22 protein-coding genes are annotated in these 21,885 nt (G+C 67.7%); 11 read left to right on the plus strand and 11 right to left on the minus strand.

What is annotated here, in order from left to right:
* Positions 1-2: 2 nt before the first annotated feature.
* Both ntrB and WG924_RS14930 read right to left on the minus strand, forming a co-directional pair.
* Positions 3-830 (minus strand): nitrate ABC transporter permease, encoded by an 828-nt coding sequence (ntrB, locus tag WG924_RS14925; protein ID WP_345933843.1) that lies wholly within the window; start codon positions 828-830, stop codon positions 3-5.
* Between the two features lie 9 nt (positions 831-839).
* Positions 840-2,243 (minus strand): CmpA/NrtA family ABC transporter substrate-binding protein, encoded by a 1,404-nt coding sequence (locus WG924_RS14930; protein ID WP_345933844.1) that lies wholly within the window; start codon positions 2,241-2,243, stop codon positions 840-842.
* A gap of 287 nt (positions 2,244-2,530) precedes the next feature.
* Here WG924_RS14930 and WG924_RS14935 point away from each other — a divergent pair, with 287 nt between their 5' ends.
* Positions 2,531-4,516 (plus strand): sigma 54-interacting transcriptional regulator, encoded by a 1,986-nt coding sequence (locus WG924_RS14935; protein ID WP_345933845.1) that lies wholly within the window; start codon positions 2,531-2,533, stop codon positions 4,514-4,516.
* A gap of 45 nt (positions 4,517-4,561) precedes the next feature.
* Here the strand turns inward: WG924_RS14935 and WG924_RS14940 are convergent, their stop codons facing one another.
* The 5 genes from WG924_RS14940 to WG924_RS14960 all read right to left on the minus strand — a co-directional run bounded on the left by WG924_RS14940 (position 4,562) and on the right by WG924_RS14960 (position 8,144).
* Positions 4,562-5,131 carry a queuosine precursor transporter gene (locus tag WG924_RS14940; RefSeq protein ID WP_345933846.1) on the minus strand — a complete coding sequence of 190 codons (570 nt, stop codon included), beginning with the start codon at positions 5,129-5,131 and terminating at the stop codon, positions 4,562-4,564.
* A gap of 244 nt (positions 5,132-5,375) precedes the next feature.
* Entirely contained in the window at positions 5,376-5,687 is a 312-nt protein-coding gene (gene rpmB / locus WG924_RS14945; RefSeq protein ID WP_345933847.1) for a 50S ribosomal protein L28, read from the minus strand.
* A 246-nt stretch (positions 5,688-5,933) separates the two neighbouring features.
* Positions 5,934-6,755, minus strand: coding sequence for an ArsR/SmtB family transcription factor (locus WG924_RS14950; protein WP_188575705.1), 822 nt, complete (start codon positions 6,753-6,755; stop codon positions 5,934-5,936).
* 148 nt (positions 6,756-6,903) lie between these two features.
* The gene (locus WG924_RS14955; protein ID WP_345933850.1) at positions 6,904-7,830 is read right to left on the minus strand and encodes a DMT family transporter; all 927 of its coding nucleotides are present in this window, start codon (positions 7,828-7,830) and stop codon (positions 6,904-6,906) included.
* On the minus strand, positions 7,827-8,144 hold the full coding sequence (locus WG924_RS14960; RefSeq protein ID WP_345933851.1) for an accessory factor UbiK family protein: 318 nt from the start codon (positions 8,142-8,144) through the stop codon (positions 7,827-7,829). The genes WG924_RS14955 and WG924_RS14960 overlap by 4 nt, the downstream gene beginning before the upstream one ends.
* Positions 8,145-8,519: 375 nt before the next feature.
* On the opposite strand from WG924_RS14960, the gene lgt reads away from it, so the two are divergent.
* The 9 genes from lgt (at position 8,520) to ychF (ending at position 17,715) form a co-directional block, all read left to right on the plus strand.
* Positions 8,520-9,341, plus strand: a complete 822-nt coding sequence (gene lgt / locus WG924_RS14965; protein ID WP_345933852.1) for a prolipoprotein diacylglyceryl transferase — start codon at positions 8,520-8,522, stop codon at positions 9,339-9,341.
* Between the two features lie 4 nt (positions 9,342-9,345).
* Positions 9,346-10,551 (plus strand): class I SAM-dependent methyltransferase, encoded by a 1,206-nt coding sequence (locus WG924_RS14970; protein WP_345933854.1) that lies wholly within the window; start codon positions 9,346-9,348, stop codon positions 10,549-10,551.
* A gap of 64 nt (positions 10,552-10,615) precedes the next feature.
* Positions 10,616-11,428, plus strand: a complete 813-nt coding sequence (gene pgeF, locus WG924_RS14975) for a peptidoglycan editing factor PgeF (protein ID WP_345933855.1) — start codon at positions 10,616-10,618, stop codon at positions 11,426-11,428.
* 99 nt (positions 11,429-11,527) lie between these two features.
* Positions 11,528-13,255, plus strand: a complete 1,728-nt coding sequence (gene ade / locus WG924_RS14980; protein WP_345933856.1) for an adenine deaminase — start codon at positions 11,528-11,530, stop codon at positions 13,253-13,255.
* A gap of 168 nt (positions 13,256-13,423) precedes the next feature.
* On the plus strand, positions 13,424-13,912 hold the full coding sequence (locus WG924_RS14985; protein ID WP_345934134.1) for a DUF2165 family protein: 489 nt from the start codon (positions 13,424-13,426) through the stop codon (positions 13,910-13,912).
* A 348-nt stretch (positions 13,913-14,260) separates the two neighbouring features.
* On the plus strand, positions 14,261-15,193 hold the full coding sequence (locus WG924_RS14990) for a ribose-phosphate pyrophosphokinase (protein ID WP_188575689.1): 933 nt from the start codon (positions 14,261-14,263) through the stop codon (positions 15,191-15,193).
* 145 nt (positions 15,194-15,338) lie between these two features.
* The gene (locus WG924_RS14995) at positions 15,339-15,953 is read left to right on the plus strand and encodes a 50S ribosomal protein L25/general stress protein Ctc (protein WP_345933857.1); all 615 of its coding nucleotides are present in this window, start codon (positions 15,339-15,341) and stop codon (positions 15,951-15,953) included.
* 6 nt (positions 15,954-15,959) lie between these two features.
* Complete coding sequence (gene pth / locus WG924_RS15000; protein ID WP_345933858.1) at positions 15,960-16,610, plus strand: aminoacyl-tRNA hydrolase; 651 nt, start codon at positions 15,960-15,962, stop codon at positions 16,608-16,610.
* A gap of 4 nt (positions 16,611-16,614) precedes the next feature.
* Complete coding sequence (gene ychF, locus WG924_RS15005; protein WP_345933859.1) at positions 16,615-17,715, plus strand: redox-regulated ATPase YchF; 1,101 nt, start codon at positions 16,615-16,617, stop codon at positions 17,713-17,715.
* Between the two features lie 51 nt (positions 17,716-17,766).
* On the opposite strand, the gene WG924_RS15010 is transcribed toward ychF, so the two are convergent.
* Both WG924_RS15010 and WG924_RS15015 read right to left on the minus strand, forming a co-directional pair.
* Positions 17,767-18,507, minus strand: a complete 741-nt coding sequence (locus WG924_RS15010; RefSeq protein ID WP_345933860.1) for a methyl-accepting chemotaxis protein — start codon at positions 18,505-18,507, stop codon at positions 17,767-17,769.
* Positions 18,468-19,049: a hypothetical protein gene (locus WG924_RS15015; RefSeq protein ID WP_345933861.1), complete on the minus strand. Its 582-nt coding sequence runs from the start codon at positions 19,047-19,049 to the stop codon at positions 18,468-18,470. Before WG924_RS15015 ends, WG924_RS15010 begins: the two co-directional genes overlap by 40 nt.
* Positions 19,050-19,154: 105 nt before the next feature.
* Here WG924_RS15015 and WG924_RS15020 point away from each other — a divergent pair, with 105 nt between their 5' ends.
* Positions 19,155-19,865: a dienelactone hydrolase family protein gene (locus WG924_RS15020; protein ID WP_345933862.1), complete on the plus strand. Its 711-nt coding sequence runs from the start codon at positions 19,155-19,157 to the stop codon at positions 19,863-19,865.
* Positions 19,866-19,921: 56 nt separating this feature from the next.
* Here WG924_RS15020 and WG924_RS15025 read toward each other — a convergent pair whose 3' ends face one another.
* Complete coding sequence (locus tag WG924_RS15025) at positions 19,922-20,785, minus strand: VOC family protein (RefSeq protein ID WP_345933863.1); 864 nt, start codon at positions 20,783-20,785, stop codon at positions 19,922-19,924.
* 247 nt (positions 20,786-21,032) lie between these two features.
* The gene (gene proC / locus WG924_RS15030; protein WP_345933864.1) at positions 21,033-21,881 is read right to left on the minus strand and encodes a pyrroline-5-carboxylate reductase; all 849 of its coding nucleotides are present in this window, start codon (positions 21,879-21,881) and stop codon (positions 21,033-21,035) included.
* Positions 21,882-21,885 lie beyond the last annotated feature (4 nt).

Consider the following 21,885-nt stretch of genomic DNA (forward strand, 5'->3'; position numbering starts at 1 on the left):
CCTCAATCGGCATAGGCGACGGCACGGGCGAGCGCGCCCAGGATCATGTCCAGCGCCATGCCCACCATCCCGATGATCAGGATCGAGAACACCACGCTGGTCAGGTCGAGATTGTTCCACTCGTTCCAGACGTAATAGCCGATGCCGGTGCCGCCCACGAGCATCTCGGCCGCCACGATCACCAGCCAGGCGATGCCGATCGAGATCCGCATACCGGTGACGATCGTTGGCGCCGCCGCCGGCAGGATCACCCGGAAGGCGGTGGCGAGCGCGCCCAGTTCATGGGTGCGCGCCACATTCACCCAGTCCTTGCGGACATTGGCGACCCCGAAGGCCGTGTTCAGCAGCATTGGCCAGATCGAGCAGATGAAGATGACGAAGATCGCCGAGGCCTGACTGTCCTTGATCACGAACAGCGCCAGCGGCATCCAGGCCAGCGGCGATATCGGCCTCAGCACCTGGATGAAGGGGTCCAGCGCCTTGTAGGCCAGCGGCGACATGCCGATCAGGAAGCCGAGCGGCAGGGCGATGGCGGCCGCCGCGATATAGCCCAGCCCGACCCGGTAAAGCGAATAGCCGATCTGGATGCCGATGCCCTTGTCGTTGGGGCCGGCATCATAGAACGGGTCGCTGAGTTCCTCCCAGGCGCGCCCCAGGATGTCGGATGGGGCCGGCAGGCGCGCCTGGGTGTCGGCGCCGCCCATCAGCCGGGCATATTCATCCTGGGCCGCATCAGCGACCGGCGCCGGGTTCGACAGCTCCCACACCCCCAGGATCAGGGCCAGGACCGCGAGCGACAGCAGGCCTGCGCGGATACGAAGCGATGGCATGCCCATCCGTCACCCCCGCCGGATCGCGAAGCTGGACAAATAGCCGTCCGGATCGGCCGGATCGAAGACCTTGCCCATGATCGTGTGGGTCCGATAGGTGGTCTCGGGCGGGGTCTGGCCCATCGCCTTCATTCGCTCGCCGGTCTCGGTCGCCAGATAGACCTGTTCGGCGATCGCCCTGTAGTCCAGATCGCCGGAAACATAGCCCCAGCGCTTCATCTGGGTCAGGATCCACACCCCCATCGAATGCCAGGGGAAGGGATCGAAATCGATCCGGTCGGGCACGTCCTGCACGGCGCCCAGCCCGTCGGCGAAGCGGCCGGTCAGCACCTGTTCGATCACCGGCACCGGCTGGTTCAGATAGTTGGCCGGCGCGATCGCCGCCGAGATTTCCTTGCGGTTGGCCGGGTCGGCGGCATAGGCGGTGGCTTCCAGCAGCGCCATCATCAGCGCGCCATAGGTGTTGGGCAACTCATCCGCAAAGGCCTTGGAGCAGGCGAAGGCACAACAGGGATGGCCTTCCCAGATCTCCTTGGTCAGCAGATGGATGAAGCCGACCTTCTCCCACACCGCGCGCTGATTGAACGGGTCGGGCGACAGATAGCCGTCCAGATTGCCGGCGCGCAGATTGGCCACCATCTCCGGCGGCGGCACGACCCGGATCTGAATGTCCTGATCCGGATCGAGGCCGTGTTCGGCGACGTAATAGCGCAGCAGGAAATTGTGCATGGAATATTCGAAGGGCACGCCGAACTTGAAGCCCTTCCACTGCTTCGGGTCGCGCTTGTCCTTGTGATCGACATGCAGCACGATCGCCTGACCATTGATGTTCTCGACCGCCGGCATCACGAAGGGCTGGGCGGTCGATCCGGCACCCATGGTGATGGCCAGCGGCATCGGCGTCAGCATATGGGCCGCGTCATATTCCTTGTTCAGCGACTTGTCGCGCGCCACCGCCCAGCCGGCGGTCTTGATCACCTGCACGTCCAGGCCCTGACGCTCATAGAACCCCATCGGATGGGCCATGATGATCGGGGTGGCGCAGGTGATCGGCACGAAGCCGATATTCAGTCTGGTCTTCTCAAGCGGCCCGCCGCCACCCATCCCGTCCTTCACCGCCGCCTTCACCCGGTCGAGCGGAATGATGCCGGCCAGGGCCGCCGCGAAGGCGCCGGCACCGATGGTCTTCAGAAACGACCGGCGCGCGATCTCGTTGCCGCCGAATACCGACCGGACCACCGCATTCTCGACCATCCGGTCGACCAGCGCCTCGTTGTCCGCGGGCACCGCCGGCTCGACGGTCGCAGCCGTGAAGCGCCGGCCGGCCGGAGTGCAGGCAGCACAGGCGCAGGCCGCGCCATGGGTCAGATCGACATCCGGGTTGAAGGCATCGCCCAGGCTCTTGATGGTCATGAGGCACTCCCAGCACATGGTCGGTCGGCGATCGGCGGGCGGGGGCGCCACCTTGGATGGACCTCTGTACTGCAACCGGCGGGCCAACCGGTGGCCTGAACATCAAGTTACTGAAATAGAATGATATTTAACGCGGCATCACATGACGTCCGTCACCACGACATCTCGTGATCAACGAGTTTCCGTGGTGTATGTCACGATATCTCGTGATCCGCCGGTACATCGTGCTAGGCTGTGCATACCCCCGCGACCAGACCATCCTTCACCCGCCGTTCCGGGGGTCGTTCATGCCCGACACATCCGTCACCCGTGTCAACCGCCCGCCGGTGCCGCTTGCCGCCGGGTTACATCGGCTGCTGTTCCAGGCCGCGGCACAGCCGATGCTGGTCTTCGATCCGATCGCCGACCGCATCCTGCTGGCCAATCCGGCGGCGGGGCGGCTGTACGGCATGCCGGCCGACACCCTGCCCGCACATCGGATGAGCGAGCTTCACGCCGGCCAGATGCCGGCGCTGGTGGTGTTCACCGAAGCGGTGCTGGACAAGGGCCATGCCTGGACCCGGGGCATGACAATCACCCGCCCCGATGGCAGCGACGTCGTGGCGGAATATGACGGCACCCGCCTGCCGCCCGATGCGGGCGACAGCCTGATCCTGCTGGTTGCCACCGACCAGGACGACCGCCACCGCCGCGATGTCGATGCCGAGGCCGATGCCTATCTGAAAAGCGGCATCGCCGAATGGCGGCGGGTGGAGCGGTTCTTCCGCGATGTCGAGCGCCAGAACCAGCTGATCCTGCGCGCCGCCGGCGAGGGCATCTATGGCATCAACGCCGATGGCCACACCACCTTCGTCAACCCGGCGGCCGAACGGCTGCTGGGCTGGCGGGCCGAGGAACTGGTCGGGCACGACATGCATGGCATGGTTCACCACACCCATGCCGATGGCAGCCATTATCCTGAGCATGAATGCCCGATCTATGCCGCCTTCCGCGAGGGCGAGATCCGCCATGTCGAGGATGAGGTGTTCTGGTGCCGTGACGGCCGGCCGATCCGGGTGGAATACACCAGCACGCCGATCCGCGATCGCGGCATGGTGGTGGGAGCGGTGATCGTGTTTCGCGACGTCACCAGCCGGCGCGAGGCCGAGGAACGGCTGCATGCGGCGCTGGCCGAGGTGGATGCCCTGCGCGAACGGCTGGAGCGCGAAAACGCCTATCTGCTGGAGGAAATCCGCACCGAGGTCAACCACCACCACATCATCGGCCGCAATGCCGCCATCCAGAAGATCGCCCAGCAGATCGATCTGGTGGCACCGACCGATGCCAATGTGCTGATCACCGGCGAAAGCGGCACCGGCAAGGAGTTGATCGCCCGCGCCATCCACGAGGCCGGGCGTCGGTCACATCGGCCGCTGATCCGGGTGAATTGCGCGGCGATCCCGCGCGAGCTGTTCGAAAGCGAATTCTTCGGCCATGTCCGCGGCGCCTTCACCGGCGCCGTCCGCGACCGGGTGGGCCGGTTCGAACTGGCCGATGGCGGCACGCTGTTTCTGGACGAGGTCGGCGAAATTCCGCTGGAATTGCAGGGCAAGCTGTTGCGCGTGCTTCAGGAAGGACATTTCGAGCGGGTGGGCGAGGAACGCACCCGCGCGGTCGATGTCCGGATCGTGGCCGCGACCAATCGTGACCTGAAGGATCAGGTCCGCCGCGGCCGGTTCCGCGAGGATCTGTATTTCCGCCTGAACGTGTTCCCGATCGAGAGCGTGCCGCTGCGCGAGCGGCTGGACGACGTGCCGCTGCTGGCGGCCCATTTCCTGGCCCAGACCTGCCGGCGGCTGAACATCCCGCCACTGAAGCTGACCCGGGGCGATGTCGAGCGGCTGACCGGTTATGACTGGCCGGGCAATGTCCGCGAGCTGGAAAACGTGATCGAGCGGGCGGCGATCCTGGCATCCGGCGGCCGGCTGCGCTTCGACCTGGAGATGCGCGATCCGCCGCCGGCCATACAGGGACCGGCATCACGGGGCGCGATCGCCCCCATGGCCGGGGCCGGCGAGGCCGCCGCCGCCGAGGGTGCCGCCATCATCACCGAGACCGAGCGCCGCAACCGCGACCGTCAGGCGATCGAGGCAGCTCTCAGCCGGTGTGGCGGCCGGATCTATGGCCCTGCGGGGGCGGCGGCGCTGCTCGACCTGCCGCCCACCACCCTTGCCTCGCGCCTGCGCGCCCTGAGGATCGATGCCCGGCGGTTCAAGGCGCCCGTCGGCGGCTGATCCGGCGGCGGCTGATCCGGCGGCGGCTGATCCGGCGCCGGCTGATCAGCCGGCGCGCCGGGCCTCGACATCCGGTACCGGCAGCAGCACCCGCATCAGCGCGCGGTAAGGCACCAGCATGGCCAGCGCCATGGCCATCTTCACGGCCCAGTCGCCCACCGCCCAACTGATCCAGGGCAGACCGGTGCCAAGGAAAGCGATGGTGAAGAACAGCACCGTGTCGAAGGCCGAAGCCAGCGACGACGACACCAGCGGCGCCTGCCACCAGGGCCGGCGCCGCAGCCGGTCGAACACCGCCACATCCATCAGTTGCGACACCAGGAAGGCGGCGCCGGACGCGATCGCGATCCGCGGATCGGCGAGCCACAGCGACATCACCACAGCGATCGCGAAGCCGGCATAGACCACCCGGCGGGCCGATGCGGTGCCGAAGCGACGGTTGGTGAGGTCGGTGACCAGAAAGGCCAGCGGATAGCTGAAGGCGCCCCAGGTCAGCCAGTCATTGATCGGAAAGCCGACCAGGATGTTGGACACGACGATGGCGGCGGTCATCGCCAGCACCGGCAGCCACAGGCGGCTGAGCGGGGCGGCACGGGACGATTGTTCGGTGATCATCAGGCGGCTTTTCCCTGAAAGGGACGCCACGGGCCGGCTTGAGCGGGGCCCGACGTCCAGACGGCGGCACAGGCCGTCGGATAATCCGGGGCGACACGAACTGCGCCTCCCGGGTTGGCTGGTCAAAGATCGGGGGTGTCGTTGGATCAGGCCCCAGACGCAGATGAACCCGCGACCGGTGACCGGCGCGGGTTCATCATGCAACTGGCAGCTTGCGCCGGCAATCGGTCGCGGGCCTGGCGGATCACTCCGCGGCGGCACGCTCCGCAGCCTGGACCGCACGCTTGTCGCCGATCAGCTTCTTCAGCCGACGGGCGGGAAGCGACAGGTCGACCTCGGGCGCATCGGCCAGGAACGTGTCCAGACCGCCACGACGCTCGATCGAGCGCAGGGTCGAAACCGCCACCTTCAGACGCACCGAGCGGCCGAGGACATCGGAATACACCGCGGTGTCCTGGACATTCGGGTTGAAACGGCGACGGGACTTGTTGTGCGCATGGCTGACATTGTTGCCTGCCATGTAACGCTTACCGGTAAGCTCGCAACGACGGGCCATGATGAAACCTTCAGCGGGCGGACGCTTCGTGGAACCCTCAGACGATGCGCCGCGCCGGCGTCGTCGATGGCGGCACCCCGGACGGGTGCCTTTTGGAAGTCGTCTCTTTAGGGGAGGGCGTGGCGATCGTCAAGGAAAAAGCCGCCAGGACCGGGCAGCCCGACCACACGGCCCAGATACACGCACGCCGGAGCCGGGTCATCTCCGGGCTCCGGCGCGTGTGGTGGTCGGGATATCTGGCTGGGGTCAGGCGTCGTCGTTGACGGCGCGGCGCCAGCCGGTGCTGCCCGCCTGGGCCTCGCCATGCTCGTCGTCCTCGATGTCGAGGTCGGCGTCGCCGGGCGTGGTCTGGCTGTCGGCATATGTTGCGAAGGCATCGGTTAACAGGCGGCGCCAGAAACTGCGATACCGTTCCCTGCCACCCTGATCCAGGGTGACGAGGGCATCGGTGCGCAGATGCACCACTGTGCGGCCTTTACCGGCTTTCTCGAAGGCGAGGCGCGTCCGGGCGCTTTCGACGCCCTTCTGTCCGCAGGCGCCGATCAGCTCGACGGCCGCAGGCGCCCGGGCATCGCCGATCACCGCCCAGATCATCTGGGGGCGGCCGGGACCGCGGTCGAGATAAAGCCAGCCGCCGGTTGCGGCTTCGAGCCGTACACGGCCCTCTCCTTCACGCGGCCACCAGTTTTCCGCCTGTTCGACGAAAAGCTGATAAGCACGTCGGCGCGGCAGGTCGATCTCGACAGCCGCCTCGATCGCCATGGCCTCGACCGCACCGGGCAGATTGCCCTGTTCGGCCTCGGTCCCGACCGCGAACTGGGCAAGCCAGCCTGCGACCGTCGGCGTGAGGCGTTCGAGCGCCAGCCGGTTCCACCGCTCGCGACCGCGACGTTCCACCGAGACCAGACCTGCCTCGACCAGAAGGTCGAGATGCTTCATGACCGCAAAGCGGGTCACCTCGAAGCAGGCCGCAAGGTCGCCGGTGCGACGCGGTTGCGCGTGAAGAAGTTCGATGATGCGCCTGCGGCTGGGGTCCGAGAGCGCTTTCCAGATGAGATCGTCGTCCATGAGCTCGATCGTGGGTCCGAGACCCTGTGGGAACAAGTGTCAATAAGGGGGCAAAGTTACGACCACCTCAGGTGAAGAGCGCGGCCGGCGGTTTCCGCAGGTTGGGTCGGGACCAGGACACGATATCCGTTGGCAACGGATCCAGTGCTCAGGCCTGACCGGCCCCTGCGTGTCGCGTTCGGTCGAGGCTGGTCTGGGCCAGCACGATGCCGGCCAGAACCAGGGCGCCACCGGCCAGCGTGGACGGCGGCAGACCCTCGGCGAAGAACAACCATCCCCACAGACTTGCAAAGACGGCCTCGCCCAGAAGCGAGATCGACACCGCCGTCGCCGGCAGAGCTTTCAGCGACCAGTTATAGGTGCTGTGACCAATTAGTTGGGGGATAAGTGCCATCGCGACAAGGGCCAGATATGTGGCTGTCCCGTGTCCAAGAAGCGGCAGGCCGGCCGCCAGCGTCGCCAAAAGCAGGATGAGTGCGGCAACGCCATAAGCCAGCATGATATAGGGGACCAGGTCAAGCCGTGCCCTGAGCGCACGTCCGCACAGCAGATACGCGGCCATCGCAATGGCCCCGGCCACCGCCAGCAGATTGCCGAGCAGGCCGTCGCCTTCCAGGCTGACCGATGGTGCCGACACCACCGCCGCCCCGGCGAAGGCCAGCGTCACCGCGATCCAGCCCCGACGGTCCAGGCGATCCAGCCCGACCAGCGGCCCGGCCAGCGCCACCCAGACCGGCACCGTGTTGACCAGCAGCACCGAATTGGCGATCGAGGTATAGCTGAGGGAACTGATCCAGGTTGCGAAATGCAGCGCCAGAAAGGTACCCGCCACACCGGCGAGCGCCAGATGCCGCACCGACAGGCCACGGATCGCCGTCCGGTGCCGCAGGCCGATCAACGGCAGCAGCACCAGGCTTGCGATCACCATACGGCCGGTGGCGATGACCAGCGCCGGGGCATCGGCCATGCGGGCGAAGATGGCACCGGTCGACACCGCCAGCACGCCCAGCCAGAGCGCAATGATGGCGAAGCCGGGTCGTGCCGGCACCGGTCCGGCGCCGGTGGACCCGCTCAAGATCCCGAGGATCCGTCGGCGCCCGGCTGATCCTCGGACGCGTCGGTTGCCGTGGTATCGCCCGTGGTGTCGGCCACCGGCGTCTCCAGCGCCGCCACCCGGGCTTCCAGTGCGGCAATGCGGTCCGCCTGCCCCGCCGCCAGCGCGCGCAGCGCATCGGCCTCGTCGCGGGTCACGGCCCCCATCTCGGCCAGCATGCGCTCCACCCGCTGGCGCACCAACTGGTCGATCTCCTGGCGGAGACCGGCAAAGCCGCTCATGGCACCACTGGCCATACGGGCCATATCGTCGAAGAACGGGTTGTTGCTCTGCATCGGCAAGCTCCCACAGCGTCCAAGGCTGATGCCCGATCCCTTCGCGGCAGCGGCAAGGGTAACAGGATCATGTTGGCAAGTGTGCATGACGGAAACGGACTGTTCATGCACGGGCGCATGACAAGCCGGATGCATAACATGCCTGCCAGATCGTTAACAGTGTCACATTGGCCGGCGCATCCTGCATATATGGTGGGTGGCCATGCGGTGATCGGTCCCGGCCGGCGGCGCTTGAGCGACGTCCCGCCCGCTCGTAGACTGCCGGCCGTCACGGGGCTCGTTCACCGTCCACACCCGCCCTGCCCCGCATCCACGCGGCATCCACGCCGCCCCGCAATCTCCCGCCCTGCCCTGTTCTGATGAGGCCCGCTGCCGATGACCGGCCTGCCCTTTCCCGATATCGACCCGGTGGCCATCGCCATCGGCCCGATCGCGATCCGCTGGTACGCGCTTGCCTATATCGCGGGCCTGCTGCTGGGCTGGCGGTATGTGGTAGCACTGGCCCGGCGCCATCCGCTGGGCCTGGACGAACGCGCCATCGACGATCTGCTGGTCTGGGTCACCTTCGGTGTGATCCTGGGCGGGCGCTTCGGGTATGTCCTGTTCTACCGGCCCGATTACTATATCGATCACCTGCTTGAAATCCCGATGGTCTGGAAGGGTGGCATGTCCTTCCATGGCGGGCTGCTGGGTGTTGCCGTGTCGATGTATCTGTTCGCCCGCGCCAAGGGTGTGGCACCGCTGACGGTGGGCGATCTGGTGGCGGCGGCGGCACCGATCGGCCTGTTCTTCGGCCGCATCGCCAATTTCATCAATGGCGAGTTGTGGGGCCGGCCCACCGATCTGCCCTGGGGGATCATCTTTCCGATGGGCGGCCCGGAACCGCGTCATCCCAGCCAGATCTATGAAGCCCTGCTGGAAGGCGCGCTGCTGTTCGCGGTGCTGTGGGTGATCGCCCGCAAGCCGTCGACCTGGGCGCGGCCGGGGCTTCTGGCCGGCATCTTCCTGATCGGCTATGCGATCACCCGGTCCATCGCCGAGTTGTTCCGTATGCCCGACGCCTTCCTGGGCTTCCTGGCCGCCGGGCTGACCATGGGCCAGTTGCTGTCGCTGCCGATGTTCCTGATCGGGGTCTATCTGGTGTTGCAGGCCCGTGGCCGCGACACCGGCGCCGGCACCGGCCGCCGGGCGGGCTGATCCCATGGCCACCGCCGGAGATCCCGTCCCGCCGCCATCCGACGCCACCGGAACGCCCCTGCCGGCCGACACGCCGGTCGGCCGCATCATCGCCGGCCGTATCGCCCATGACGGGCCGATGACCGTCGGCAGCTACATGGCCCTGGCGCTGGGCCATCCGGTGCATGGCTATTACACCGCCCGCGAGCCGTTCGGCGCCGGCGGCGATTTCGTCACCGCGCCTGAAATCAGCCAGATGTTCGGCGAACTGGTCGGGCTGTGGCTGGCCGTGGCCTGGGACGAGGCCGGCCGGCCGGCGCGGCCGCTGCTGGTGGAACTCGGCCCCGGCCGCGGCACGCTGATGGCCGACAGTCTCCGCGCCATGCGCATGCTGCCCGGCCTGCTCGACATGGCCGACGTGCACTTGGTGGAACAGAGCCCGCGGCTGAAAGCGGCGCAGGCCGCGATGCTGTCGCAATGCGGTCTGCCGCGACCGGTCACCTGGCATGACGACATCGACGACCTGCCCGCCGACCGGCCGGTGCTGCTGATCGCCAATGAGTTCTTCGACGCCCTGCCGGTGCAGCAACTGGTGCGACGCCCCGACGGTCTGTGGTCGGAACGGATGATCGACCTGGACCCGGACCGACCCGGCCATTTCCGCTATGGCCTGTCCCCCGATCCAAGCCCCATGGCGCAGGTGTTGACCCAGCGTATCGCCGGCGCGCCGCTCGCGGCCGTGCCGCCCGGCAGTCTGGCCGAGGTTCAGCCCGCCGCCATCGCCATTGCCGGCCGGGTGGCGGCACGGATCGCCGCCAATGGCGGTGCCGCGCTGATCGTCGATTACGGCCATGGCCTCAGCGCCCCCGGCGATACTTTCCAGGCGATGCGCGCCCATGCCCATACCGATCCGCTGATCGGGCCGGGGCTGGCCGATCTGACCGTGCATGTCGATTTCGAACGGCTGGCGGCTGCCGCCACCGCCGCCGGCGCCACCGCCCATGGCCCGGTCGGCCAGGGCCGCTTCCTTGGCCGGCTGGGCATCGGCGCCAGGGCCGAACGGCTGGCCCGCGCCGCACCCGACGGCACGGCGCGGGCCGCAATCGCCACCGCCTTGCGCCGGCTGACGGCGCCCGACCAGATGGGCACGCTGTTCAAGGTGCTGGCATTGACCAGGGCCACAACCCCGCCCCCCGGCTTTGCGCCCGTGCCCGGCTTCGACGACGCCTGATCGCACATTCCATCCACCGCGCCGCCCATAACCATGTGTACCCAGCGTGAAGGATCTTGCCGTCATGACCGCCCCAACCCCGCCGCCGCATGACCGCCATCCCCTTCTCGACCTGCCCGGCATCGCCCACGGCTTCTTCGGTCGCCGGGGCGGTGTCTCGGCCGGCATCCATGCCAGTTTGAATTGCGGGCCGGGCAGCGACGACGAGGCCACGGCCGTGGCCACCAACCGCGCCCGGGTCGCCGCCGCGCTCACTGGTGGCGGCGCGGCGCCGCTGATCACCAATCATCAGGTCCATGGCCGGGCGGTGGTCACGGTGGATGGCCCTGGTTTCATCCTCTATCCGGAAGCCGGCCGGGGCGCCACCAGCCGGCCGCAGGCCGATGGCATGATCGCGACCCGCCCGGGCGTGGTTCTGGGCGCGCTTGCCGCCGATTGCGCCCCAGTGCTGTTCGCCGATCCCGAGGCGCGGGTGATCGGTGCCGCCCATGCCGGCTGGAAAGGCGCCGTGGGTGGTGTCACCGATGCCGTGATCGCGGCCATGGAAGCGGCCGGCGCCCGCCGCGCGCTGATCCGCGCGGTCATCGGCCCGTGCATCGCCGCCGCCAGCTATGAGGTGGGGCCGGACTTACGCGCCGCCGCGATCGCCGCCGATCCCGCCGCCGCAGGCTTCTTCACCCCCGGCCGCGCCGACCGGTTGCAGTTCGATCTGCCCGGCTATCTGCTCGACCGGCTGCGGCAGAGCGGCATCACCGCCGCGTCGCTTGGCATCGACACCTATGTCAACGAGACGACCCTGTTCTCGTATCGCCGCACCACCCATCGCGGCGAGCCCGATTACGGCCGCCAGGTCTCGGCGATCACGCTGCTGGCCTAGCATCGCCCACCCCCGCATGCTTGCCGCTGCATCGCCGCGCCACCACATCAGGCAAGTGGCAACAACACCGCCCGGCCACCCGCCCCCGGAGACACCCGCATGACCAGCGCCGCCAGCCGCGATCGCGCCAAAGCCACCCTGAAGCGCCGCATCGATCAGGCGCTCGGCCGCGATGCCGCCGATCTGGTGGTGCGCGGCGGCCGGGTGCTCAATCTGGCGACCGGCGCGCTCGACCTCGCCGATGTCGCGATCTGTGGCGATCATATCGCAGGCGTCGGCCCCGGCTATCGTGGCCGGGTCGAGGTGGACGCCCGCAACCGCGTGGTGGTGCCGGGGTTCATCGACACCCATGTCCATGTGGAAAGCACCCTGGTGACGCCGGCGGAATTCGACCGGCTGGCGCTGACGCGCGGCACGACCACGGCGATTTCCGATCCGCACGAGATCTGCAATGTGCTGGGTGCTCCGGGACTGGCGTTCTTTCTGGAGTCCAGCCGCCACACCGCCATGGATCTGCGGGTGCAGTTGTCGTCCTGCGTGCCGTCGACGGCGCTTGAAACCGCCGGCGCCCGGCTGACCGCCGACGATCTGCTGGCCTTTCGCGACCATCCCTCGGTGATCGGGCTGGCCGAGTTCATGAACGTGCCGGGCGTGCTCAATCTCGATGACGAGGTGCTCGACAAGCTGGCGGCCTTCGACGGCGCCCATATCGACGGCCATTCGCCGCTGCTGTCGGGGCGTGAGCTGGATGCCTATCTGGCCTGCGGCATCCGCAACTGCCATGAATGCACCGAACGCGCCGAGGCGCTGGAGAAGATCGGCAAGGGCATGCAGGTGCTGATCCGCGATGGCAGCGTGTCGAAGGATGTAGCGACCCTGGCGCCGCTGCTCGACTGGCGCAATTCGCCGTTCTTCGCCTTCTGCACCGACGACCGCAACCCGCTCGACATCGCCGAGGAAGGCCATATGGATCACCTGATCCGGGCGGCGATCCGGGCCGGTGCGCCGGTCGGGGCGGTCTATCGCGCCGCCACCTGGTCGGCGGCCCAGGGTTTCGGGCTGAAGGATCGCGGGCTGGTCGCCCCCGGCCGGCGTGCCGATCTGGTGGTGCTGGACGATCTTGAGACCTGCGCCGTCGCCACCGTCATCCGCGACGGCCGGGTGGTGGACGAGGGCATCTTCGATCATGCCGGCATGCCGGCGCAGGTGGGGTTCGGGTCGGTCAAGCTGCCGGCCGTCACCCCCGACATCTTCCGCATGCCCGCCGCCGGGCCGGGCGCGCCGGTGATCGGCATCCGCCCCGGCAGCCTGATCACCGATCATCTGACCCTGACCCTGCCCTATGTTCAGGGCGAACGCCGCGCCGATCCGTCGCAGGATGCGCTGAAGGTGGCGGTGCTGGCCCGCCATGGCAGCAACCGCAATGTCGGGCGCGGCTTCGTGAAGGGCTTCGGCTTCCCCGCCGGGGCCATCGCATCGTCGGTCGGCCATGACAGCCACAATCTCTGCGTGGTGGGGGCCTGTGATGCCGACATGGCGGTGGCGGTGAACCGGCTGATCACGCTTGGCGGCGGCTTCGTGGTGGTGCGCGACGGCCGGGTTCTGGCCGAACTGGCCCTGCCGGTCGCCGGCCTGATGAGCGACCGCGACGCCGCCCATGTTCACGACCGGCTGATCGAGCTGCGCCATGCCGCCCGCGCGCTCGGCTGCCGGTTGGCCGAACCCTTCCTGCAACTCGCCTTCCTGCCGCTGCCGGTGATCCCGCATCTCAAGATCACCGATTTCGGGCTGGTCGACGTGGATCATTTCAAGCTTCTGGCGGCATGATCGCCACGACCCCGCCGCACTGCCCGCCGAGGATGCCGTCGCCATGCCCCATCTGATCATCTTCACGCTGCTGCTGGTTCTGGGCATGATGGCAAGCTGTATCATGATGTGATGGCCGCCCGCGCCGGCGCGGGATCGGGTGCCGCATCGGTCTGGAGCACGGGCATGCTGGCACCACGCATCGCCAAGACCTTGATGGTTCTGGGGCTCGCCGCCTTCGCCATCCTCGTCACGGTCAACAACATCACCGATTACGGATCGAACTTCGCCTTCGTCTCGCATGTGCTGTCGATGGACGATACCTTCCCCGACAATGCCCTGTTGTGGCGCGCGATCACCGATCCGACCCTGTGGCACATCGGATACTGGCTGATCATCGCCGGCGAGGGGGTGACCGGTGCCCTGTTCCTGGCGGCGGCGGTCGCCATGTTCCGCACGCTCTCGGCCCCCGCATCCGGTTTCGCGCGGGCCAAGCGGCTGGTCCATTATGGTGCCGCGACGGGGTTTCTGGTCTGGTTCGTGGGTTTCATGATTGTCGGCGGCGAATGGTTCGCCATGTGGCAGTCCAGCGTCTGGAACGGCCAGGACGCGGCCTTCCGCTTCTATATGACCATTCTGGGCGTGCTGATCTATGTCAGCCTGCCCGATCCGGACTGACATGATCCCGCCGATCGACGGCTGATCTCGCGTTCGAAAGCCTTCGGGTGTTGCCCCGGGGCCATGCACCGCCATGCCATGCGTGGGGCGGACGGTCGGTCTTCGCCGCCTGCATGTTTACAGCTTCGAGACGCCTTGCTATTTTGCGCCCGCGTCGACAGGTCCGGCGGGCCCGCAACAACGTCTTGCGGCCCCTGGCCTTTTCTCGCACAGTTCGCACGGACGGTCGACGCGACCCTGGGTTGAGTTGACCTACGGCATCGAAGCCTCGGGAGCCGATCCCGCGGGTGGCGTGCGTCCATCACCTCATCATCCGGCAGTCGGACAGATCATCGCGGGGCAGTGTCGATGAAGGTTATCGCTTGCAATAGCAACCGGCCACTGGCCGAAGCGATCGCGACGTTTCTCAACCTTCCGCTGACCAAGGCGAACATCCGCCGGTTTTCGGATATGGAAGTATTCGTCGAGATCCTTGAAAACGTCCGCGGCGAGGACGTGTTCGTCATCCAGTCGACGAGCCACCCCGCCAACGACAATCTGATGGAACTGCTGGTGACGCTGGATGCGCTGAAGCGCGCCTCCGCCCGCCGCATCACCGCCGTCATTCCGTATTTCGGCTATGCCCGCCAGGACCGCAAGCCCGGCCCGCGCACACCGATTTCGGCCAAGCTGGTCGCCAACCTGATCACCACCGCCGGCGCCGACCGGGTGCTGACGCTGGACCTGCATGCCGGCCAGATCCAGGGTTTCTTCGACATTCCGGTCGATAACCTGTATGCAGCACCGGTGATCGTGCGCGACATCCAGGAAACGTCCAGCGGTCGCAGCCTGATGGTCATCTCGCCCGATGTCGGCGGTGTGGTCCGTGCCCGCGCGGTCGCCAAGCGCATCGATGCCGATCTCGCCATCGTCGACAAGCGGCGCGAACGTGCCGGCGTGTCCGAGGTGATGAACATCATCGGTGATGTCGAGGATCGCGACTGTATCCTGATCGACGATATCGTCGACAGCGCCGGCACGCTGTGCAACGCCGCCGCCGCCCTGATGGCCAATGGCGCCCGGTCGGTGAAGGCCTATGTCAGCCACGGCGTGCTGTCGGGTGGCGCGGTTGCCCGCGTCACCTCCTCGGCGCTGGAAGAGCTGATCGTCACCGACTCGATCGCCGCCACCGAGGCGATGCGCGTGTCCCGCAATATTCGCAGCCTGACCATCGCGCCGCTGATCGGCGAGGCGATGCGCCGGATTGCCGATGAAAGTTCCGTGTCCAGCCTGTTCGACTGACACCCCGGATCACAAGCGTTCAAAAGGGCGGGCACCCCTGGAGGCCCGCCCTGCCGCTTTTCCGGACCACCCCGTCAGCGACCGGGCATCAACCGTCGGCGTGTTTCTGATCGTGAACCGCCGGCACATGCAGGAGCATACCATCATGACCACCCAGCCCGTGCTGAACGCGACGGTGCGTGACCGCGGCGGTAAGGGGGCCGCGCGTCAGGCCCGCCGCGACGGCCTCGTTCCCGGCGTCATCTATGGCGGCAAGCAGCCCGCCACGATGATCTCGTTCAATGCCCGCGAGTTCAACCTGATCCACAGCCGCACCGCCGACTTCCTGTCGACCGTGCTGGAAGTGAAGGTCGGTGACGACAGCATCCGCGTTCTGGCCCGCGACGTGCAACTGCACCCCGTGACCGATATGCCGCTGCATGTCGACCTGCTGCGCCTGTCGGGCGATCAGGAAGTCCGCGTCGACGTGGCTGTCCACTTCCTCAACGAGGCGACCTGCCCCGGTGTGAAGAAGGGCGGCGTGCTGAACGTCGTGCGCCATGAGATCGAGATGATCTGCGCCCCTGACGCCATTCCCCAGTCGATCACGGTCGATCTGGCGAAGGCCGAGATCGGCGACAGCATCCACATCAGCGCCGTGGAACTGCCCAAGGGTGTGCGCCCCGCCATCACCGATCGCGACTTCACCATCGCCACCATCGCGGCCCCCGCGGTTCTGGCCGATGAGGACGCGGCGGCCGAGAGCGGCGACGAGGCCTGACCGGTCATGTGGCTGCTGGTCGGTCTGGGCAATCCCGGCCCCGAATATGCCGGCCATCGCCACAATATCGGCTTCATGGCGGTGGACGAGATCGTCCGCCGCCATGGGCTTCCGCCCTGGCGGCGGAAGTTCCAGGGCGAGATATCGGAAGGCCGGATCGGCGACGAGCGCGTCATCCTGCTGAAACCGCTCACCTATATGAATGCCAGCGGCCGCTCGGTCGCCGAGGCCGCCCGCTTCCACAAGATCCCGCCCGCCCGGATCATCGTGTTTCACGACGAACTGGACCTGGCGCCATCGAAGCTGCGGATCAAGACCGGCGGCGGCCATGCCGGCCATAACGGGCTGCGCGACATCACCGCCCATCTGGGTGCCGATTTCGTGCGCGTGCGCCTGGGCATCGGTCATCCGGGCGACAAGGCCCGCGTCCATGGCTGGGTGTTGAGCGACTTCGCCAAGGCCGAACAGGCCTGGCTGCGCGACCTGATCGACGCGGTGGCGGCGCATGTGCCGTTGCTGCTCTCAGGTGCTGCAAGCGATTTCATGAGCAAGGTCGCGGACGCCGTGCGTCCGCCCAAGCCACCACGGCCGCCAAGGCCTGCGAAGCCGGACGCCGCGGGGACGACCCCTGTGGGCGGCACCGGCGCCGAGGAGTGATCCCATGGGCTTCAAGTGCGGCATCGTCGGCATGCCGAATATCGGCAAGTCGACCCTGTTCAATGCGCTCACCAGCACGGCCGCGGCCGAGGCTGCCAACTATCCGTTCTGCACCATCGAGCCGAATTCCGGCCGGGTGATGGTGCCGGATCCGCGCCTCGACAAGCTGGCCGCGGCTGCGGGATCGAAGCAGATCATCCCCACCCAGCTCGACTTCGTCGACATCGCGGGCCTGGTGCGCGGCGCCAGCCGGGGCGAAGGCCTGGGCAACCAGTTCCTGGCCCATATCCGCGAAGTCGACGCCATCGCCCATGTGCTGCGGTGCTTCGAGGATGACGACATCACCCATGTCGAGGGTGGCGTCGATCCGCTGCGTGATGCCGAGACCATCGAGACCGAACTGATGCTTGCCGATCTCGAAAGCCTTGAGAAGCGCATGGCCGGCATCGAAAAGCGTGCCAAGGGCGGCGACAAGGATGCCAAGGCCCAGGTGGAGCTGATGGGCCGGGTGCTGACCGCCCTTCAGGCCGGCCACCCCGCCCGGACCGTGAAGGTCGATGCCGAGGAACGCCGCGCCTTCCAGTTGCTTCAGTTGCTGACCGCCAAGCCCGTGCTCTATGTCTGCAATGTCGACGAGGGCGCCGCCGCCGACGGCAATGACCTGTCGGCCCGGGTCTTCGCCCGCGCCGAAGCCGAGGGCGCCGCGGCGGTTGTGGTTTCCGCCAAGATCGAGAGCGAGGTCGCCATGCTCTCCGACGAGGCCGAGAAGCGCGACTTCCTTGAGGCGCTGGGGCTTGAGGAAACCGGCCTCACCCGGGTCATCCGCGCCGGATACAGCCTGCTTGAGCTGCTGACCTTCTTCACGGTCGGCCCCAAGGAGGCCCGCGCCTGGACGGTCCGCAAGGGCGCCACCGCCCCCCAGGCCGCCGGCGCCATCCATACCGATTTCGAGCGCGGCTTCATCCGCGCCGAAACCATCGCCTATGACGACTACATCACCTGCGGTGGTGAAAGCGAAGCCCGCGCCGCCGGCAAGCTGCGCATGGAAGGCAAGGAATACGTGGTCCGCGACGGCGACGTCTTCCACTTCCTGTTCAACGTCTGACCCCATCGCGGCCATCGGCCCTGCCCCCGGTCCGAGGGCAGGGCCGATGCGTCAGACCGTGCGCAGATTGCCGAGGAAGTCGTCGACCTGACGGCGCAGGGTCATGAGATCTCCGACCATGTGCTCGACACCCTCCTGCACCTCGACCGCCGCGGTACCGGCATCGCGACTGGCCTCGGCCACCTTGCCGATGGTGGTGTGCACCCGCCTCGTGCCCGATGCCGCCTCGTTGACATTGCGGGCGATCTCCTGGGTGGCCGCACGCTGTTCCTGCACCGCGGCCGCAATCGCCGAGGCGGACTGGTCGATCTCACCGATCGACCAGGTGATGGCGCGGATGTCGTTGACGGCATCGCCGGTCGCCGCCTGAATTTCCGCCACCTGCCGGCCGATATCCTCGGTCGCCTGGGCGGTCTGGGTGGCCAGATTATTAACCTCCTGTGCGACCACGGCAAAGCCCTTGCCGGCGTCGCCGGCCCGCGCCGCCTCGATGGTCGCGTTCAGCGCCAGCAGATTGGTCTGGGCCTCGATCTGCGAAATCAGCTCCACCACCTCGCCGATGCGCTGGGCCGACCCGCTCAACGCCAGGACCGTCGCATTGGTCTTGTCGGCATGGCCCACAGCTTCACGCGCGGTCGATGCGCTGCCCTGAACCCGGCGGGCGATTTCCTCGATCGACGACGACAATTCCTCGGTCGCCGCCGCAACGGTCTGGACATTGCCGGTCGCCAGTTCGGCCGATGTGGCCACGGTCACCGCCTCGTCGCCGACGCTGCCGACGACACGCCGCATGCCGGCCGCGGTTTTCCGAAGGCCGTCGGCCAACAGCCCGATCGAGCCCCGTCATGGTTCAGGGCGTCGATCGGGGTGTCATAATCACCGGCGCTCAACCGACCGATGGCGGTCGACAGCCGGGCGAAACGGCGCCGGATGGTCAGCACCGCCACAGCGACCGCAACCACCAGCAGGGCTATGATGACGGCATCGGTGATCAGGGCGCGCCGCCCGTCGGCGGTCATCTCTGCGGCACGTTCCGCCGCATTGTCGAGCGCACTGAACGACAGGACTTCCAGTGCCTCGAAAGGCGTCTGGCACAGCGCGGTCCAGTCGGCGGGCGTCATCGCCGGCGTGCCGCCGCCATCCAGACGCGCAAGCACGCCGTCGATCCGGGTGATGGTCGCGTCATAGGAGGCCCGGGCCGCCGCGGCACCGGCAACCAGTGCGGGGTTGATGCCGATATCTGCAAGGATCCGGTCTCCGCCGGGCAGGTTCCGCGCCGTCAGGGTCGCGACGATGGTCTCGTACTGGCTTTTCGCCTGCTCACGCAGATCCACGAGGCCGCGCCTGATTGCTTCCGTTCGGTGGCGCCGTGGGGTATCTCAGAGACGGTCCGGCATGTTCCGGCCCGGCCGTCGCAACTCCGTCACGAGGTTCAGCACATGGGTGAGTTCATCCGTCTCGATCCCGCCGCCGAGAACACGGTGTCGGCCTGGTATGCCCGGCCGCGGCTTCCGGCGCGCGCGGGGCTGGTGGTGGTCCAGGAAATCTTCGGCGTCAACGCGCATATCCGCGGCGTCGCCGACCGCTTCACCCTGCCCGGCTATGACGTGATCGCGCCGGCGCTGTTCGATCATGTCGAGCCCGGCATCGAGCTTGGCTATGACGCCCGCGATCTGAAGCGCGGCATCGCGCTGAAGGGTCAGGTGTCGGACGAGGTGGCGCTGGCCGATATCGCCGCGGCCATCCGCCGGCTGCGCGATGGCCGTGGCGACAATTTCCCGGTGGGCGTGGTCGGCTATTGCTGGGGCGGCAGCCTGGCCTATCTGGCCGCCGCCGGACTGCCGGTCGATGCCGCGGTCAGCTATTACGGCGGCCAGGTGCCGCAGTATCTGGATCAGGGCATCCGGTCCAAGGCGCCGCTGCTGGTTCATCTGGGCGGCCGCGACGGCCACATCCCCGCCGGCCCCACCGCCGACAAACTGCGCATGGCCGTGCCGGGCGCCGAAATCTACGTCCATCCCCAGGCCGGCCACGGCTTCAATTGCGAGGCCCGCGCCGATTACCGGCCGGAAGAGGCCCGCTATGCCCTGGAGGTCACCCTGCGTTTCCTCGACCGCCGGCTGATGGGCCCGCGCCGCCCGGCGATCTGACAAGGTCCGGCGATGCGGGCCGTGTGGGCGGAGCATGTCCGCCCACATGACCCGCGTCAGGCGGCGGTGAATTCGATCAGCACGCCGCAGGCTTCCTCGGGGCCGATGATGATGTCGCCATTCTGCTCGCGCTCATAGGCGACGCCGTTCCGGTCCAGCACCGCCGCCGCGGCATCGCGGTCGGCAATGCCGATCTGCAGCGCCACCAGCCCGTGATCGCGCTTGCGCGGCTCGTCATCCAGATCCGGATGCAGATTGGGCAGGTCATAGGGGGTGGCGAACATCAGCACGCCGCGCCCGGTATGCACCGCGATCACCGTGTCGGTGGGGGTGACGGCGCCGGTGCCGAACAGCCGGCTATAGGCTTCGGCCGCACCGGTCACGTCGTCGATCACGATGGTGGCCGAGATGATGCCCCGGGCGGTGTTGGGGTGGGCCATCCAGTCGGGGCGACGCATCTTTTCAGGGGTCAGGTGCTGGCACAGAAACGCCGACAGGCCCGGCGTCGCACCCTCGGCCAGATGGACGTTGCGGAACGACAGGTCCACCGGCTGGCCGTCGGGACCGTTCTCGATCACCCGCCCCAGCTCGCGCAGCGCGTTTTCCGGCGCCACCAGCCCGGCGGACCCCAGCAATGCATGCGATGCCTCGGCATCCGGGGTGGCGAACACCACGCCCAGCCCGCCCTCGCCATCGGCCAGGAAGCGATCCAGGCCGTTCGTGAAGGCAGCGGGATCGATCAACCCCAGCAATTCCAGATAGTCATGATCGAACATGACGCAATAATTCGCCGTCCCCCAGCCGACATGGCGGCCCCGGTCGGTGACGGCGAAACCGAGCCGCCGATACTGATCGCGTGCAGCGTCCAGGTCGGCGACACCGATGATGGCATGATCGATGCCGTGAATGGCGTGGGTCATCTCTCCGGCGCTCCGCATGTTCGGGCTTTTGCCGATTAGTGACCTGAACCAGGCTTCGGGGCAAGAGGGTTGCGCAACCGGGTCCGCCATACGGTCCCGGAAAAACGTTGCAGATTGCGATATTTCAGGGCCGGCTGCGGCGAAGAACCGCAGCTCCGGGCCGCCCTCAGGTCTCGCGGCGGCCCAACCGCTGCGTCAAGGCACGCCTTGCGTGACCACGGCCTTGCACCCACACCTGGCCGACGACTCAATCGGCCAGGGCACGGCCGCGATCGCGTGCGGCGGTGACCGCACGGGTCATCAGCGACGGCAGGCCGTTGGTGTCGTCCATCAGCACCGCCAAAGCGGCGGCGGTGGTGCCGGCGGGGCTGGTGACCGCCTCGCGCAGCGCGGTTTCGGTCTCCGGCGAGGCATCGGCCAGGGCCGCGGCACCGATCACCGTGGCCCGGGCCAGACGGCGGGCGGTTTCATGGGGCAGGCCCACGGCGACGCCAGCCTGGGTCATCGCCTCGATCATATGGAAAACATAGGCCGGGCCGCTGCCCGACACGCCGGTGACGGCGTCGATCAGATCCTCATCCGCGATCCACACCACCTCGCCCACCGCCGACAGCAGGCCCTCGGCGGTGGCGCGGCCGGCGCCATCCACCTCGGGCACGGCATAGCAGCCAGTGATGCCGCGACCGATTGCCGCAGGGGTGTTGGGCATCGCCCGCACCACCAGGCGCGGGTGGCCCAGCAGGTTGCGAAGCGTGGCGACCGGCTTGCCGGCGGCCACCGACACCACAAGGGTTCCGGCCGACAGCAAGGGGGCCGCGGGCGGCAATGCCGCCTCGAAGCTCTGCGGCTTCACCGCCACCACCAGCACCGCGAAGCCATCATCGGGCACCGCGACCGCATCGGCATCGGCCGCCGCCACCAGTCCGCGGGCGCCGAGCCGGGCACGGGCATCGGCCGATGGCTCGATCACGGTGATCGTGGCCGGCGCGCGACCGCCGGCCAGCCAGCCGTCGATCATGGCACCACCCATGCGGCCGGCGCCGATCACCAGAATATGGCCGGCCGGGCCCAGGGCTGCGGTGCTGCTCGCGGTCATGACG

The organism is Tistrella arctica, from assembly GCF_039630945.1.
Classification (GTDB): Bacteria; Pseudomonadota; Alphaproteobacteria; order Tistrellales; family Tistrellaceae; genus Tistrella; species Tistrella bauzanensis.

Excerpts from the sequence above, each read along its gene's own strand:
- ntrB (WP_345933843.1), bottom strand. The coding sequence starts at position 830 with ATGCCATCGCTTCGTATCCGCGCAGGCCTGCTGTCGCTCGCGGTCCTG.
- WG924_RS14930 (WP_345933844.1), bottom strand. The coding sequence starts at position 2,243 with ATGACCATCAAGAGCCTGGGCGATGCCTTCAACCCGGATGTCGATCTG.
- WG924_RS14935 (WP_345933845.1), top strand. The coding sequence starts at position 2,531 with ATGCCCGACACATCCGTCACCCGTGTCAACCGCCCGCCGGTGCCGCTT.
- WG924_RS14940 (WP_345933846.1), bottom strand. The coding sequence starts at position 5,131 with ATGATCACCGAACAATCGTCCCGTGCCGCCCCGCTCAGCCGCCTGTGG.
- rpmB (WP_345933847.1), bottom strand. The coding sequence starts at position 5,687 with ATGGCCCGTCGTTGCGAGCTTACCGGTAAGCGTTACATGGCAGGCAAC.
- WG924_RS14950 (WP_188575705.1), bottom strand. The coding sequence starts at position 6,755 with ATGGACGACGATCTCATCTGGAAAGCGCTCTCGGACCCCAGCCGCAGG.
- WG924_RS14960 (WP_345933851.1), bottom strand. The coding sequence starts at position 8,144 with ATGCAGAGCAACAACCCGTTCTTCGACGATATGGCCCGTATGGCCAGT.
- lgt (WP_345933852.1), top strand. The coding sequence starts at position 8,520 with ATGACCGGCCTGCCCTTTCCCGATATCGACCCGGTGGCCATCGCCATC.
- WG924_RS14970 (WP_345933854.1), top strand. The coding sequence starts at position 9,346 with ATGGCCACCGCCGGAGATCCCGTCCCGCCGCCATCCGACGCCACCGGA.
- pgeF (WP_345933855.1), top strand. The coding sequence starts at position 10,616 with ATGACCGCCCCAACCCCGCCGCCGCATGACCGCCATCCCCTTCTCGAC.
- ade (WP_345933856.1), top strand. The coding sequence starts at position 11,528 with ATGACCAGCGCCGCCAGCCGCGATCGCGCCAAAGCCACCCTGAAGCGC.
- WG924_RS14990 (WP_188575689.1), top strand. The coding sequence starts at position 14,261 with ATGAAGGTTATCGCTTGCAATAGCAACCGGCCACTGGCCGAAGCGATC.
- WG924_RS14995 (WP_345933857.1), top strand. The coding sequence starts at position 15,339 with ATGACCACCCAGCCCGTGCTGAACGCGACGGTGCGTGACCGCGGCGGT.
- pth (WP_345933858.1), top strand. The coding sequence starts at position 15,960 with ATGTGGCTGCTGGTCGGTCTGGGCAATCCCGGCCCCGAATATGCCGGC.
- ychF (WP_345933859.1), top strand. The coding sequence starts at position 16,615 with ATGGGCTTCAAGTGCGGCATCGTCGGCATGCCGAATATCGGCAAGTCG.
- WG924_RS15010 (WP_345933860.1), bottom strand. The coding sequence starts at position 18,507 with ATGCGGCGTGTCGTCGGCAGCGTCGGCGACGAGGCGGTGACCGTGGCC.
- WG924_RS15020 (WP_345933862.1), top strand. The coding sequence starts at position 19,155 with ATGGGTGAGTTCATCCGTCTCGATCCCGCCGCCGAGAACACGGTGTCG.
- WG924_RS15025 (WP_345933863.1), bottom strand. The coding sequence starts at position 20,785 with ATGACCCACGCCATTCACGGCATCGATCATGCCATCATCGGTGTCGCC.
- proC (WP_345933864.1), bottom strand. The coding sequence starts at position 21,881 with ATGACCGCGAGCAGCACCGCAGCCCTGGGCCCGGCCGGCCATATTCTG.